This is a genomic window from Shewanella sp. Isolate8 (assembly GCF_022398495.1).
Lineage (GTDB): Bacteria > Pseudomonadota > Gammaproteobacteria > Enterobacterales > Shewanellaceae > Shewanella > Shewanella aquimarina.
In genome coordinates this window covers 1185602-1198601 of the sequence record NZ_JAKEVI010000001.1, presented here as the reverse complement: position 1 = coordinate 1198601, position 13000 = coordinate 1185602, and the positions used below count along the sequence as shown (strand labels likewise).

General features: G+C 52.5%; 10 protein-coding genes. 3 read left to right on the top strand and 7 right to left on the bottom strand.

What is annotated here, in order from left to right; all coding sequences use genetic code 11:
• Nucleotides 1-168 precede the first annotated feature (168 nt).
• On the bottom strand, nucleotides 169-768 hold the full coding sequence (locus tag L1D43_RS05325; RefSeq protein WP_239850211.1) for a TetR/AcrR family transcriptional regulator: 600 nt from the start codon (nucleotides 766-768) through the stop codon (nucleotides 169-171).
• A gap of 182 nt (nucleotides 769-950) precedes the next feature.
• Between L1D43_RS05325 and L1D43_RS05320 the strand changes: the two genes are divergently transcribed.
• Complete coding sequence (locus tag L1D43_RS05320) at nucleotides 951-1934, top strand: HlyD family secretion protein (RefSeq protein ID WP_239850210.1); 984 nt, start codon at nucleotides 951-953, stop codon at nucleotides 1932-1934.
• A gap of 15 nt (nucleotides 1935-1949) precedes the next feature.
• Nucleotides 1950-3482 carry an MFS transporter gene (locus L1D43_RS05315; protein ID WP_239850209.1) on the top strand — a complete coding sequence of 511 codons (1533 nt, stop codon included), beginning with the start codon at nucleotides 1950-1952 and terminating at the stop codon, nucleotides 3480-3482.
• Here the strand turns inward: L1D43_RS05315 and fghA are convergent.
• Both fghA and L1D43_RS05305 read right to left on the bottom strand, forming a co-directional pair.
• Nucleotides 3479-4315, bottom strand: a complete 837-nt coding sequence (fghA, locus tag L1D43_RS05310) for an S-formylglutathione hydrolase (RefSeq protein ID WP_239850208.1) — start codon at nucleotides 4313-4315, stop codon at nucleotides 3479-3481. The two genes, L1D43_RS05315 and fghA, sit on opposite strands and share 4 nt — an antisense overlap.
• Before the next feature lie 59 nt (nucleotides 4316-4374).
• Entirely contained in the window at nucleotides 4375-5505 is a 1131-nt protein-coding gene (locus L1D43_RS05305; RefSeq protein ID WP_275659049.1) for an S-(hydroxymethyl)glutathione dehydrogenase/class III alcohol dehydrogenase, read from the bottom strand.
• 197 nt (nucleotides 5506-5702) lie between these two features.
• On the opposite strand from L1D43_RS05305, the gene L1D43_RS05300 reads away from it, so the two are divergent.
• Complete coding sequence (locus tag L1D43_RS05300; protein ID WP_239850207.1) at nucleotides 5703-6572, top strand: LysR substrate-binding domain-containing protein; 870 nt, start codon at nucleotides 5703-5705, stop codon at nucleotides 6570-6572.
• 140 nt (nucleotides 6573-6712) lie between these two features.
• On the opposite strand, the gene L1D43_RS05295 is transcribed toward L1D43_RS05300, so the two are convergent.
• The 4 genes from L1D43_RS05295 to L1D43_RS05280 all read right to left on the bottom strand — a co-directional run bounded on the left by L1D43_RS05295 (nucleotide 6713) and on the right by L1D43_RS05280 (nucleotide 12961).
• Complete coding sequence (locus tag L1D43_RS05295) at nucleotides 6713-6958, bottom strand: YdcH family protein (protein ID WP_041511666.1); 246 nt, start codon at nucleotides 6956-6958, stop codon at nucleotides 6713-6715.
• A 163-nt stretch (nucleotides 6959-7121) separates the two neighbouring features.
• Nucleotides 7122-8411, bottom strand: a complete 1290-nt coding sequence (locus L1D43_RS05290; protein ID WP_239850206.1) for an FAD-binding oxidoreductase — start codon at nucleotides 8409-8411, stop codon at nucleotides 7122-7124.
• Between the two features lie 467 nt (nucleotides 8412-8878).
• A complete protein-coding gene (locus tag L1D43_RS05285; protein ID WP_239850205.1) occupies nucleotides 8879-9490 on the bottom strand; it encodes a fumarylacetoacetate hydrolase family protein in 612 nt (203 codons plus the stop codon).
• Nucleotides 9491-9538: 48 nt separating this feature from the next.
• Nucleotides 9539-12961: a PAS domain-containing hybrid sensor histidine kinase/response regulator gene (locus L1D43_RS05280; RefSeq protein ID WP_239850204.1), complete on the bottom strand. Its 3423-nt coding sequence runs from the start codon at nucleotides 12959-12961 to the stop codon at nucleotides 9539-9541.
• Between the last annotated feature and the right edge of the window lie 39 nt (nucleotides 12962-13000).

Genomic DNA, 13000 nt, shown 5'->3' with positions numbered 1-13000 from the left:
TGTAAGCGCAAAAAGATCTCAGCCAAAAGACACTCACATTTCGCAAGATGACTTAAGCGCCTAAGGCGAATAACCGAATCTGTCGCCAGCTTGCGACAGCACCTGTCGACGGCATTCCGTTCGAGGTTGAAAGCATTCGAGATTGATAGCATTCAAGGTTGATAGCATTCAAGGTTGATAGCAGCGAATAAAGTTATCTACGGCATGCTCTGCGTACATTTTCATTTCATCAGATGTAAGAATTTTTCCACCGTATAAGGCTTCGAAATGACGATTTCCCTTTAATGCACCGAGAAATTGTTCACTCGCTATGGCCAAGTCTGTGATGACGAGTTTGTCCATCACTTGTCGATGCATCAAATAATCCTGTAATGCCTGTTGAGAGTGGCCTGAACTTCGCTCAAGAAAAAATGCCACTAGTTCCGGTGCGCTTTTTGTCTGTGTCATCAGTAAGCGCGCCAACTTCAAGAGCTCAGGGTGATAGATAAACGCCAAATATTTCAACGCGAAAGACATTAACTCTTCCCTTAATACTCTATCGGCATCTACGTCGATGCTTAACCCCAGTTGCAGGCGTTCGGTCAGTTCAACAACCACGGCTTTTAACAGGCCTTGCTTATCATTAAAGTAGTTATACAAGGTAAGCTTTGAGCCACCACAATGCTCTATCAACTGATCTAGGCTGGTGCCTTCATAACCCTGCTCTAAAAAGAGTTCTGCGGCTACCTGCAAATACTTCTGCCGCTTTCTCAAACTCGATGGTCGCATATATGCCTCCTCTAACTTTTGATACCCCATAGTACACTTTTTTATAGGATAAGGTTGCATCCTTTTCGAACCATAGATATGATACTGAACGGTACAGTATTATACCTATGGTCATCATCATGAAACAACTTCTTTGCAAAACACAGGGCAACAAAATTAAAAAAGCGATAATTATCAGCAGCATGATGTTATTCGCTTCTCTGTTTTATTATTACCAGTTCCCCAAAGCAGGCTTGATCAGCACAGATAACGCCTATGTTCAGGGGGAAATTTCACAAGTGAGTGCCGAGGTATCGGGCATTATTAATCACGTCTACATAACCGATAACCAGTATGTAGAAGCAGGTGAACTGCTGGCACAAATTGACGACAGAGATTATCTGGCTCAATACAATCAAGCCAAGGCAGGACTGACCATGGCGCAGGCGGCAATTGCCAATATAGATGAGCGTATAAAGCTACAACAGATATCGATAAAACAGGTATCGACTCAGATAGACTCGACTATGGCCGATGCGGTATTTCATCGGGCAGAATGGCATCGACTGCAAAACCTGTTAGATAAGGAACTCATTTCTCAATCACAGTTTGAAGCGCAAACCAATAAGAACAATCAGGCGAAAGCCAAGCTGGCCGCAAGTCAGTTGCAGTTGAGTTCAGCCAAGCAGCAACTCAATACCCTCAGGAGTGACAAGGCTCGTTTGGTTGCCCAAGCCGAGCAGGCCAGCGCTTTACTGGCACTGGCCAAACTAAGGTTAGAAAATACACAGGTCAGAGCCCCTATTGCCGGCATCATAGGTAATCGCGCCCTGCGCGCCGGGCGCTTTGCCAGTAAGGGGGCTCCCCTTCTGGCTATCGTTCCTGTCGAAGCTATCTGGATAGAGGCCAACTATAAGGAAACCCAAATCACAAATATATTGCCAGGTCAGCTTGTGGAGGTGATGCTCGACAGCTTTCCCGAGCAACACCTTGAGGGACGCGTAGTGAGCATTGCGCCGGCGACAGGAGCACAATTTGGTTTACTGCCACCGGACAATGCCACGGGCAACTTCGTCAAGATAGTACAACGCGTCCCCATCAAGATTGCCCTCGAGATCCCCAGGGCACTCCAAGGCAGAGTTGTACCCGGCTTATCGGCTGAGGTAACAATCGATACCAATCATTGATGATAGTAGGTTCTTATGAATAAACAGGTTCTCAATATTCTGCTCTTAGCTCTACTTGCAGTGATTCCCCAGAGCATTACCGGTCAAATCTATAATAGTAGCGCCTCACAGATAGCGGCGAGTGTTGGCTTGTCGCTGGATGAGGCCAGCTGGTTTAACACACTCAATACTTTTGGTTTACTGATTGCGCTTCCACTCGGCGCCTGGCTGGCTCGTCGTTTCGGCTATCGGCAGCTATTTCGTATTGGCGCAGTCGTCGGCCTATTCAGTACACTGGCCAGCAGCCTATGCATGCAAGCTGCACCTCAGATGTTGAGTTGGTTTGGCCACGGCGTCTCGGCGAGCCTTCTAGTACTGTTCGCCCACGCCATCATCTTAAAGAACCTAAGCTTCAGGGCTATTGCTTATGCCGAGAGCCTGGTGCTGCTAGTGGCGGTTTTAGTTCCGCTGGGCATCTACCCCTACCTGCTGTCTATCCTGGCAGAGAACAATCTGTGGCGGTGGGCTTTTTCACTACAGCTAGTGCCCTTCTTACTCATGGTCGGCTGGGCTCGATTCGGTCACTGGCCCCATCAGGAAGAGACACAGGAAATAGGCTTTAACTGGTTACAAGCCCTGTTGCTGACGATCGCTAGCTGTGGCATAGCCTACATACTGCTACGGGGCGAACGCTTTGACTGGTTTGAGGCGCCAAGCATGGTCTGGATCGCGCTGCTCACCGCCTCGGCAATAGCGCTATTCGGCTTAGCAATAAGAAACCGCTGGGGGCGTGGCCAATATCTAGACGCAAGTGTCTTGGCCAGCCGTATTGGGAAACTGAGCATGTTACAAGCCGCCATCGCCGGCTTTGTCGTATTAGCCATCTCCATGCTCACATCTGTCTATATGACGAAGATAATGCAATACAGCGCCGCTAACGCAGGCTATATCAACCTTATCGGCTTTGTCGGCATGCTTGCTGGCCTAGGTATTGCATTCTTTGCCACCAGCCACCCCGACCGAGATCCCTTCAAAGTCGTCCCCATAGGGATCGTCATGATGATAGGTACCTGTATATGGCTAACAGGAAGCAATGCCGTTATAGGTCAGGCATATCTTTGGCCTGCAATATTACTTAAAGGCTTCGCCATTGGACTACTAAACATCACGCTGACCATACATATTCTGCGTAGTTTACCTAGGCAGCACCTGCTCGAAACGATCGCCTGGTTCTATCTATTTCGTAATCTAGGGTCACTGTCTGCCATAGGCGAGTTTTCTCGTTTCATGACGATAGAAACCAGCAACGCCATGCAAAAGTTAGCCGAAAACTATGACCCTCTAAACGAGACTTTCATCCACCACCAACAGCTGATCACTGCCAGCCTAGAGCAGTCGACGCTGGCGCCGACGCCCGAGCGCTCAGCCCTGCTGTTGATGAGCCAGCTTAAGACGCAGGCACTTTCTGTGGCCGGAGTGAACAACTATCAATGGTTAATCGCTACCACGCTGGTCATCATACCCAGCATGGTACTCACCATGAAATGGGCTAACCGCGCCACGACTTAACCTTGGAAATACTTGGCATGAAATCTGAGGTGGTCTTCGATAAAGCTGGCGATAAAGTAATAGCTATGATCATAGCCCTCCTGCATGCGCAGGATCAGGGGATACGCCTTCTCCTTAGCCACCGCAACCAAGGCTTCGGGCCTTAACTGCTCCTCGAGGAAATTGTCACTGCTACCTTGATCGATAAAGATCGGCAGATCGCAACTGGCTTGCTTCATCAACTCACAGGCGTCATAGGCCGACCATTCGTCACGGTTCTTACCTAAGTACTGACTAAAGGCCTTCTGCCCCCATGGACAGTTAATGGGGTTAACGATGGGGCTAAAGGCCGAGATAGACGTGTAACGTTCTGGATGCTTAAGGCCTATGGTCAGGGCACCATGGCCACCCATGGAGTGGCCCGCTAGCGCTCGCGCCTGAGTCACAGGAAAATGTGCTTCGATAAGCTCGGGCAACTCCTTCACCACATAATCGTACATCTGATAATGAGCCTGCCAGGGTACTTGCGTCGCATTGAGATAAAATCCGGCGCCTTGGCCCAGATCATAGCTGGCATCATCGGCCACTTCCATCCCTCTCGGGCTGGTATCGGGCGCGACAATCGCCATACCAAGCTCCGCCGCAATACGCATGGCGCCGGCTTTTTGCATGAAATTTTCATCCGTGCAGGTCAGTCCCGACAGCCAGTAAAGCACAGGCACCTTCTGTTCGCTGGCCTGCGGCGGCAGATAGATAGCAAAGCGCATGGCGCAATTTAGTACGCCAGACTGGTGCTGATACTGTTTATGCCAACCACCGAAACACTTGTTGCTGCTGATATTTTCTATGGTCATACTCTCATCCCTAAAGGGCACAGACGCTAGCGTCTGTGCCCTGTCTAAACCAACTAATGTTATCGATTGAAATGTACAACAGAGCGGATACTCTTACCCTCATGCATGAGGTCGAAGGCGGTGTTGATCTCCTCCAGCGCCATGGTGTGGGTAATAAAGTCGCTGAGCTTAAACTCTCCGCGCAGATACCTCTCCACAATTTCAGGCAGTTCTGAGCGTCCTTTTACGCCGCCAAAGGCACTGCCACGCCAGACTCGGCCGGTGACCAGCTGGAAGGGACGGGTCGAGATCTCCTGACCGGCACCGGCAACGCCTATGATCACAGACTCACCCCAGCCTTTGTGGCAACACTCGAGCGCCGAGCGCATCACGTCCACATTACCGATACACTCGAAAGAGTAATCCACGCCACCGTCGGTCAACTCGACTATCACTTCCTGGATAGGCTTGTCATAGTTTTTAGGATTAATGCAATCTGTTGCACCTAGCTGACGGGCCAGTTCAAACTTGCTGTCGTTGATATCGACGGCGATGATACGACTCGCACCCGCCATGGTCGCGCCTATGATGGCTGACAGGCCTATGCCACCTATGCCGAAGATGGCGACACTCGCGCCCGGCTCAACCTTGGCCGTATTGAGCACAGCGCCCATACCTGTGGTCACGCCGCAGCCCAGCAGACACACCTCTTCCAGTGGCGCCTCTGGGTTTACCTTGGCCAGCGAGATCTCCGGCAGCACAGTATATTCAGAGAAGGTCGAGCAGCCCATGTAGTGGAAGATCGGCTGACCGTCCTTAAAGAAACGTGTGGTGCCATCTGGCATCAAGCCTTTGCCTTGGGTCTCACGGATCTTCTGACACAGATTAGTCTTACCCGACTTACAGAACTTACACTCGCCACACTCTGGGGTGTACAGCGGGATCACGTGATCCCCTACCGCCACACTGGTCACCCCCTCACCGACGGCCTCGACAATACCGCCGCCTTCATGGCCCAAAATCGCTGGGAAGACACCTTCAGGATCGTCACCAGAGAGGGTAAAGGCATCGGTATGGCAGACGCCGGTGGCCACTATCTTCACCAAGACCTCACCGGCCTTGGGATACATCACATCCACCTCTTCTACCGATAGCGGCTGGCCCGGTCCCCAGGCGATGGCGGCCTTAGATTTAATAAACTTGTCTGTCATCTCGCTTACTCCAATTAGTTTCTGTGTTTGTATGTATGTCTGCCCACTTCAATGTAGACGCTGTGCACAGGCTTGTCTTGCCCGCATCGGCGTCAGTGGATTTGATTACTTGAGTCCATTTTATTTATTTCACATAAGATGATAATCTCCATTTTTTACAAATGATTTTTACCATATCGTAATAATGGGTTTTAAGCATGCATGAGTGGGAAGGGGTAAGCGAGTTTGTCGCGGTGGCGGAGACCGAGAGTTTTACTCAGGCTAGCAAGCGCTTAGGGATCTCCACCGCCCAGGTGAGTCGCCAGGTAGGCGCGCTGGAACAAAGGCTAGATACCAAGCTGCTGTATCGCACCACACGTAAGGTCTCTCTGACAGAAGAGGGTCACCTCTACTACCGACACTGTCGTCAGGTACTCGATGGCTTGGAAGAGGCAGAGCGCGCCTTGAGTAGCCTAAGGGGCTTACCTCAGGGGGTACTGAGGATGACGGCGCCCGTGGCCTATGGCGAGAAGTACATTATGCCTATCGTTAACGACTTCCTGCTCGCCTACCCCAACGTCGAGGTCGATATCACCCTCACCAACCGTCAGGTGAGGCTGGTGGATGCGGGTATAGATCTGGCCATTCGCATCGGCAAGCTGGCCGATTCCAGCCTGATCGCCAAACGCATCAGCCAGCGCATCAATTATGTCTGCGCATCGCCCGATTATCTCAAGCGCTTCGGTGAGCCCCATAGCCTGTCCGAACTCAGCCAGCATAACTGCCTTATCGGCAACCATGACTACTGGCGTTTCATCGAGCAGGGCCGCGAGCGTCAGCTAAAGATAAAGGGCAATCTCAGGTGCAATACCGGCCACGGTCTGAGAGACGCGGCGCTTAAGGGGCTAGGGCTGGTGCAGCTGCCCAACTATTATATCGGTCAGGATCTTAAAGCCGGGCACCTGGTATCTGTGCTCAACGCCTATCAGGAACCTAATGAAGGTGTCTGGGCACTCTATCCACAGAACCGCCACCTCTCGCCCAAGGTAAAATTGATGGTGGAGTTTCTCGGCCGCGCACTGCCCTGAGTCTGCACTTTTTTGAGACCATAAAAAACGCCCCTCCATCTGATATGAAGGTGCGTTTAGCTTGTTACAGCACTTAATTGAACTAACTTAGCGTAGTTAACATCTTAAGTTAACATCTAAAGCTAACGTCTAGGCGGCGATCAGGTGCTGGCGTCGAGCAGGCGTTGATAGAGGGCATCTTTCAACTCGGCTCTATCGTGCTTAAGCTGATGCATGGCGCTATCATCGATAGGCGCATCGTTAAGCTCTAAGGTTCGGATCTCTTTGTCTAACGCACTGTACTTCTTGTTGTCTTGCGCGAATCCATCGTCGGATTCGGTGAGTTTAAGGATCAGGTCTTGATAATCTGGAAAATCGTTAATGAGCGAGTGGTTTTCACCTAGCATAAGGCCCCCTTTACTTGAGCAGATAAATGGATCAAATTTATGCCTTGTTCATAAATGTAGCACGCCATCATGGCACCGGTCAGCATCCACCTCACAAAATACTGCAAAGAGTTGATAATTTAAGTTTTACCACCCGTTTGGTGAGCTTTACACCTCGTGTTAACTAGCGAAAATGCTCCATCATACGGTAGTAAAGCATCCCCAACGCCATGCCCTGATTGCCCAGCCAATCCCCAACCGGCAGCCTGATCTGTTTCATCTGGGCAAAGAGGTCGAACTCCTCGAGTTGCCCCTGCACCGCATGGGCCATTATCTCCCCCATGATGTGGGAGGTTGCCACGCCATGACCCGAGTAGCCCTGACAATAGAACACCTGCTTGGACACCTTGCCCAGCTGAGGGATCCGGTTAACCACTATGCCAGCCATGCCCGTCCAGTCGAACTCAATTTCGACTCCCTTGAGACGGGGAAAGGTGCGCTCTATAGCCGGGCGCAACTCGGCGGCCACATCTTTAGAATCCCTTCCCGAGTAGTTGGTGCCGCCGCCAAACATCAGGCGGTTGTCGGCAGTCATTCGGTAATAGTCGAGCACGAAACGGCTATCGTAAACGGCTAGGTCATGGGGGTTAAGCTGTTTAGCGACTTGTGGGTCGAGCCTTACGGTGGCGCAGTTACCCAGCGATGCAGGAAACAGCATGCCTTTTAACTTATTGCGCGCCAATCTATGGTAGGCATTACCCGCAAGCACGGCGCAGTTGGTGGTGATTCGCCCCTTGTCTGTGGATACAGTAACTCGCTTATCATCGCGAATATCCAGCACTTTTGAGCCCTCGAAGATCAAGGCACCATTGGCCTCGGCCGCCCTCGCCTCACCGATACACAGATTCACCGAATGCAGGTGCATGTTGCGCCGATTGAGTAATCCACCGTGATAGAGCGGCGTGTCGAGATAATCGGGAATGTCAGCCTTACCCAGCAGGGTTAGCTCATCACCCATGCCCCGCCTTAGCCCCTCTTCATAGGTGGCCTGCATCTCCCCCATATGGGCGGGCTTATAGGCTGTGTGCAGATGGCCAAATTTAAGGTCGCAATCTATCTCATATTTAGCGACCCGTTTCTTGATGATCTCATGGCCGCGCCAGCGCAGGTTCCAGACAAACTCCTCCGCCTCATGGCCGATGCGGTTGCGTAGCTGTTTTACCATGGCGTTATCGCCCGAGAGGCTGCCGGTCACCTGACCGCCGTTACGACCGGTTGCCCCCCAGCCCACCTTATTTGCCTCCACCACGGCCACCTTCACGCCTCTCTCGGCGAGCTCGAGGGCGGTCGCAACCCCGGTAAAACCGGCGCCGATGATCACCACATCGACATCCAGCTCCCCCTCGAGAGCTGGGTAATGGGTCTCTTGCTTGATAGTGGCATTGTAATAAGAGTGACAGCGAGCGAGTGACATCCGACTTTCCTTAATAATCGTTAGGTTGCGCCGCCATAATGCGGCTTTGTTTTATATTTTTTACAACACGTTTGATATTTGAGTATACCTGGGTACAGATTCAGGTCAACTAGTTCACAAGCCGCGCAGTCGAAACAAAAACGAATAAACGAGGAAGGACAAAAAGAAAACGAGAAACCGATACTAAAAACCGGCGTTTATGAAATGGTTCTCAATGTAATGGCTATCTATGTAATCGCTATTGATGTAACAGCTATTTATGTAACTGCTATGTATGTAAATAGGAAAGCAGACAAGCGCCGCAGTTCGCGGCGCCAGAAAGAGTTTTACGCGCCTGTAGAGGGCTTTACATGAACTTGAGTGCTCTTAGCATAAGCCCTTAGCGTGAGCCCCTAGCGTAATTTTGAGAGGGCACTTAGCGTATTCTTAAGAGCCCACTTTACCTAGAGGCATTAAATGGGCGAGCTTTATTCTGCAATCCAGCTCCGACTGACGAGCTGTCGTCCCTTTTGATAAAGCGAGAGGGTGAACTGCTCACCCGCGGCGATCTGGCCCACCCCCTTAGGCGTGCCCGTCATCACAATGTCACCCTCTTCAAGGGTCATGAAACAGGCTATCTCGACTAACATGGCCTCTGGACGATTGAGCATCAATGCCACATCCCCCTGCTGACGCACCTCACCGTCGACGATCAAATTAAACGACAGCGAATCCAGCTCCCCGTCAAAAGGCACAAACTCACTAAAGAGAGCGGCGCCATCGAAGGACTTAGCCCGCTCCCAGGGAAGCCCCTTGGCCTTGAGCCGACTCTGTAACTGACGCTTGGTGAGATCCAGCCCGACACCAACCGCCTCAAACCGCCCTGCCTTTACCATGAAACAGAGCTCAGCCTCATAGTGCAGCGGCTCCTGATGGCTACTGAGTAGCGTCTCCGAGATGGCCGAATTAGGCTTAACAAACAGCACCATCTCTTCGGGCACCTCATTATTAAGCTCCTGAATATGCTCGGCATAGTTTCGTCCGACACAGACTATCTTACTCGGCGTCACCTGTTGTTCTAAATATTTAACCGACCCCAATCTTCACTCCTTGTTTACGCTTTAAAGCACTATTACTTTATAAATTCACTATTTTACCAAACTGGATATCAGCGCCCTTAGCGCCGCGGGTTTGACCATCTTGGCCATGTAGTGATAACCGCGCTGCTGCACATCTTCCACCAGATCTTTACGGGTATTGGCGGTGATCAGGATCCCCGGCAGGTGGGCGCCATACAGGGCGCGGATCCCATCCATGGCATCGACACCGTTCTGACCATGATCTAGATGGTAATCCGCCAGCACGATATCTGGCGCAACCCCTTTTAACCCAAGCTTGATGCGCGCATCGGCCAGGTCGCTGGCGCAGATCACCTCACACTGCCAACGACTCAGCAGGCTCTCTAACCCCGCAAGAATCGCCTCTTCGTTATCGATACACAGCACCTTCACTCCGGCCAGTGGCTGCATGACAGGGTTGGCCTTCTTAGGCAGGGCTACCTTGGCCTTTTCGCCTAATGGCACGGTAATGGAAAACATAGAGCCCATGCCAAGCTTGGAGACCACTCTAATCTCATGATTTAGCACCCTTGCGATACGATCGGCGATGGCAAGCCCCAGCCCTAAGCCGCTAACACTCTTACTTTCGGGATTCTCCAGACGCTTAAACTCCTTAAAAATTTCCCCTAGCTCCTGCTCATCGATGCCGCAGCCAGTGTCGATCACCTGGATCTCCAGTGCCCCGGCATGATGACGGCAGCCCAGCAACACACGATTGCCCTTGGCATAACGATAGGCATTGGTCAGAAAGTTTTGCAGTACCCGCCTGAGCAGGCTGAGATCTGAACTGATGATGCTGGAGCTGGCCACCATGGAAAACTTGATGCCATAGTCCTTGGCCATGGCATCGAACTCCACCGCTAGTCCATCCAGTAGCTCGGCCACCGGAAAGTCGCGTCGGTTAACCTCGACCATGCCAGAATCCAGCTTAGAGATATCCAGGAGATCCGTTAATAGCTCGCCGGCGATCTTGAGTGAGCTGTTGACATGAGACAGCGTGGTACGCCCCTCCTGATCCAGATTTGGATATTGCGCCAGTGACGCGGTAAACAGACGGGCGGCATTTAGCGGCTGCATCAAGTCGTGACCGACGGCCGCCAGGAAACGGCTCTTAGAGGCATTGGCATTCTCCTCCTGGGCCTTGGCCTCCAGCAATTGGCTGTTCAGCAGCGCCAGCTCATAGGTACGCTCCTTCACCCTGGCCTCCAGGGTTTCATTGACCTCCTGCAACGCTCTGGCCTGCTCGCGATACTGAGTAATATCGGTAAAGGTCATCACGAAACCGCCACTGGGCATGGGGTTCCCCTGTATCTTAATCACCTTGCCATCCTGGCGCTCACGCTCAGACACGTGAGGCGTGCCATTACGCATATGCTGCACCCGCTTGGCCACCTGCTCCTCCACATCCCCAGGACCGCAATAGCCACGCTCTGCGTTAAAGCGCACCACATCGGCGATGGGCATGCCCGCCTGCAGAAAATCTTCAGGATAATCATAGAGCTCCACATACTTGTAGTTCCAAGCCACCAGGTTCAGCTCTTTATCCACCACACTCATCCCTTCATAGGCGTGCTCGATCGCCCCCCTGAGCATGTCCTGGCTGAGGATAATCTTTGATGAGGCCTCATCCACCAGGCTGAACACCTCATCCAATGCGAGATCTCGCCCCTGCAGCACAGAGTCCATCACCAGTGAGGCGCTTGAGCCCCCCAGCACCCCGGCAAGCATATGCTCGGTATGGGCGATCAGCTCGGGCGAGGCCACCTTATGCCAGCTGTCGCTGCGCACCGCCTCATCGGAGAAACGGGAGAAACTCTCATAGGCTCGTGTGGGGCTCACGAAGCGACTGGCCAGGATCAAGAGATCCTGCTGAGAGATAGGCGACGCCTTACGGTTACTGGTGTTTTTCAGTTCGCCCGGCGTCACGAAGGCACTGGCCTGGATCCGCTCGGCGACCCCGGCGCGAAACCAGATAGAGCCCAGTACGTAACACGCCAGGTTGGCGACGAGCGCGGTGAGTATGTCGCGAATATTGGGGTTGATACTATCGAGTAGCGCCAGCTCCCCACCAAATACCCCCTGGCTGTCGCTCATCCCCTGAAGCAATATGTAACACCAGAGACCGAAGCCGACGATAAGCCCCAAATAGACCCCACCGCGATTGCCGTGCTTCCAGTACATGCCCCCCACCAAGGCAGGAGCAAGCTGGGCGAAGGCGCCGAAGGAGAGCATGCCTAGCGCGGAGAGCGAGTCGCTGTTCATGAAAGAGAGGTAACTGAAATACCCCAGCCCCAAGATAAGGACTATAGCGATGCGGCGGGCATTGAGCAGAAACTGCGAAAACTGGCTGAAGTTCTTCTGGCGGATCTTGCCCGAGTGCAACATCAAAGGCACCAGCCACTCGTTACTCACCATGACACTGATGGTGACCACGGCCACGATCACCATGCCGGTGGCCGCCGACAGTGTGCCTAACAGGGCGATCACCGCCAGCATGGGCTGCTCCAGCGCCAAAGGTAGATTGATCACATAGGTATCGGCCGACACGCTATCCCCCAGCATCAGCTTGCCCGCCAGGGCCAGGGGCGCCACAAACATGCCAAAGAGCAGCAGATAAATTGGAAACAGGTACTTGGCCTTAACTAAGGTGCGCTCGTCCTTACATTCCACCATCATCACGTGGAACTGGCGCGGCATACAGAGAAATGCGGCCATGCCCACCAAGAGCTGGGGCATCAGGTTCTCCAGCCGCAGCTCGGGATTATTGATCAATTGACGCTCACTGGCCTGAGCCCAGATATCGCCAAAACCGTCGAAGAAGCCGAAACTGATCACGCAGCCCACCAAGAGGAAAGCCGCCAGCTTCACCAGAGACTCGAAGGCGATCGCCAGCATCATGCCTGGGTTGTGCTCTGTGGCGTCGAGCTTACGGGTACCGAATAAGATGGCAAACATCGCCAGAATGGCGGTGACGATCAGGGAGACCCAGGCACCGTCATATTGGGCGTCTTCGGGCTGAAACAGGTTGAGGCTAAACACCATGGCTTTAAGCTGCAAGGCGATATAGGGCATGATGCCAAACAGGGCGATCAGGGTGACGATGGCGGCGATGGTCTGCGACTTACCATAACGCGCGGCGATAAAGTCGGCGACCGAGGTGATGTTTTGCGCCTTGGAGACGATCACCATCTTGCGCAGCAGGCCGAAGCCAAAGGTAAAGATGAGTATGGGGCCGACGAAGATGGGCAGGAAAGACCAGAGATCCTGCGCCGACTGGCCGACGGTGCCGAGAAAGCTCCAGGAGGAGCAGTAAACCGCTAAACTTAAACCATAAATCCAGGTCTGAATCTTCTTGGTGATCCGCCCAAACCAGCGCTCTGCTCCCCAGGCCAACAGGAAGAGTAGCGACACGTACAACAGGGCAATCACGCCAACAACCAGAGTCAGATTCATAGCAATTCCAATTCTTTTAATTATTCTGCGCTAAATACT

What these genes read in the sequence shown, in the direction of transcription:
- L1D43_RS05325 (WP_239850211.1), bottom strand. Translation starts at nt 768, where the DNA reads ATGCGACCATCGAGTTTGAGAAAGCGGCAGAAGTATTTGCAGGTAGCC.
- L1D43_RS05320 (WP_239850210.1), top strand. Translation starts at nt 951, where the DNA reads ATGATGTTATTCGCTTCTCTGTTTTATTATTACCAGTTCCCCAAAGCA.
- L1D43_RS05315 (WP_239850209.1), top strand. Translation starts at nt 1,950, where the DNA reads ATGAATAAACAGGTTCTCAATATTCTGCTCTTAGCTCTACTTGCAGTG.
- fghA (WP_239850208.1), bottom strand. Translation starts at nt 4,315, where the DNA reads ATGACCATAGAAAATATCAGCAGCAACAAGTGTTTCGGTGGTTGGCAT.
- L1D43_RS05305 (WP_275659049.1), bottom strand. Translation starts at nt 5,505, where the DNA reads ATGACAGACAAGTTTATTAAATCTAAGGCCGCCATCGCCTGGGGACCG.
- L1D43_RS05300 (WP_239850207.1), top strand. Translation starts at nt 5,703, where the DNA reads ATGCATGAGTGGGAAGGGGTAAGCGAGTTTGTCGCGGTGGCGGAGACC.
- L1D43_RS05295 (WP_041511666.1), bottom strand. Translation starts at nt 6,958, where the DNA reads ATGCTAGGTGAAAACCACTCGCTCATTAACGATTTTCCAGATTATCAA.
- L1D43_RS05290 (WP_239850206.1), bottom strand. Translation starts at nt 8,411, where the DNA reads ATGTCACTCGCTCGCTGTCACTCTTATTACAATGCCACTATCAAGCAA.
- L1D43_RS05280 (WP_239850204.1), bottom strand. Translation starts at nt 12,961, where the DNA reads ATGAATCTGACTCTGGTTGTTGGCGTGATTGCCCTGTTGTACGTGTCG.